This is a genomic window from Streptomyces spinosisporus, assembly GCF_022698145.1.
GTDB classification, from domain to species: Bacteria; Actinomycetota; Actinomycetes; order Streptomycetales; family Streptomycetaceae; genus Streptomyces; species Streptomyces spinosisporus.
Window position 1 is genome coordinate 1 of record NZ_JALDAX010000049.1, and the last position, 1,886, is coordinate 1,886.

1 protein-coding gene is annotated in these 1,886 nt (G+C 71.4%); it reads left to right on the plus strand.

Going from position 1 to position 1,886, the window contains the following annotated elements:
* Positions 1 to 78 precede the first annotated feature (78 nt).
* The coding region (locus MQN93_RS43615) for an AfsR/SARP family transcriptional regulator (RefSeq protein WP_242713909.1) at positions 79 to 1,886 on the plus strand (1,808 nt) is incomplete at its 3' end.

Genomic DNA, 1,886 nt, shown 5'->3' on the forward strand with positions numbered 1-1,886 from the left:
GGTACGTTGGGGGACGGCGGTCCCTTGTGGCCGGTCGAGCAGCGAAGCCTCACACGGATCCCCAGGGCGGTAGGCACGATGGATGTGGGCGTCCAGTTCTCAGTTCTTGGCCCGGTCCGGCTGCACAGGCAGGGTGTCGAGGCCGGAGCTGGTCAGCCCAGGCAGTGCGCAGTCCTTGCTTCGCTGTTGCTCAGGGCGGGCAGGCCGGTGAGCCTGTCGAAACTGGTGGAGGACGTGTGGGGGGATGAGGCCCCGCCGTCGGCCATAGGCTCCGTGCGTACCTACGTCTACCGGCTCCGGCAGGCCTTGGGGGAGCAGAGCGACAGCTTCGTGCACCTGGTCGACGGGGGTTACCGGCTGCACATCCAACCGGACGCTCTGGACCTGAACAGGTTCAAGGAGACCGCGGCAAGGGCGCGCCAGGCGCGCAGTACCGGTGACCTGAGGTCCGCGGCGCGCCTGCTGACCGAGGGCCTTGAGATGTGGAAGGGAGTCGCCCTCGCCGGCGTCCCCGGGCCCTTCGCGGATCAGCAGCGCAGCGTCCTGGGCGAGCTGCGTCTCGCTTGTGCCGAGGAGCAGCTCGCCTGTGAGGTGGAGCGGGGGCGCTATGCCGAGGCCGCGGCGGAACTGTCCGCCCTGCTGGTCGAGCACCCGCTGCGCGAGCGTGTATGCGGCCTCCTCATGACCGCGCTCTACGGTGCCGGACGTCAGTCCGAGGCCCTGACGATCTACCACACGACCAGCCATCTGCTGCGTCAACGGCTCGGTGTCAGCCCGTCGCCGGAACTGCAGCAGGTCCACGAGCGCATCCTGTCCGGAAGATTCGAGCTCCCGCACCTCCCGCACCTCCGGGACAGGGACCCCCACAACGCCGACCGCCCGAAGGGCGCGCCGAGAACATCGTCACGAAACACCCCCGCCCAGCTCCCGGCGGCCCTGCCGAGTCTCGTCGGCCGTGAGAGGGAGCAGGAGCAGGTCGAGCGGTTGGTCGCCGACGCGCAAGCGTCGTCCTCGGTCGCCATCTGCACGATCGGGGGATTGGCGGGCGTCGGCAAGACAGCGTTCGCGACGACTGTGGCCCACCGTCTGGCGGACCGGTTCCCGGACGGGCAGCTCTTCGCGGACCTGCAGGGAGCTGGACCGGAGGTCGAGCCGCGGGACCCCGCCCTCGTGCTGGAGGACTTCCTGCAGTCCTTGGGAGTGCGCCCCGGGGACCTGCCCGAGACGACCCAGGCACGCGGACTCATGTTCCGCGGGCTGCTGGCCAACCGCCGCGTGCTCGTCGTCCTCGACAACGCGGGGAACACCGACCAGGTCAAGCACCTGCTCCCCGGGGGGCCCGGTTCCATGGCCCTGGTCACCAGCCGTATGCAACTGCACGCGCTCGTCGCCGCCTACCAGGCGCTGCCCCTGACGCTCATGCCCCTGAGCCAGGCGGACGCTCGCAGCCTGCTGGCCCGCCGGCTGGGCGCGGCGAGGGCGGCGGCCGAGCCCGAGGCGGTCGATCGCATCGTCCGGCTGGCCGGGCAGCTCCCGCTGGCCCTGGCCAATGTCGCCGCCCGCGCCGCCTACCGCCCGCAGGTGCGCCTGGCGAGCCTGGCCGATGAGTACGAGGCGCCGGGACTGCGAACCCTGGATGCGTTCGCGAGCGAGGAGGACCAGGCGCTCGACGTCCGCGCGTCCCTCGCGCGCTCGTACCGCCTGCTCGACACGGAGACGGCCGCGCTCTTTCGCGATCTGAGCGGCTGCCCGGACCCCCTGTTCGCGGCGTCGCAGGTCGCGGACCTGGCTGGGCGGTCCGAGTGCCGGGTCCGCAAGGTCCTGTCGCGTCTCATACGGGCGCACCTCGTCTCGGAGGTCGGCCCGGGCCGATACAGCTGGAACCG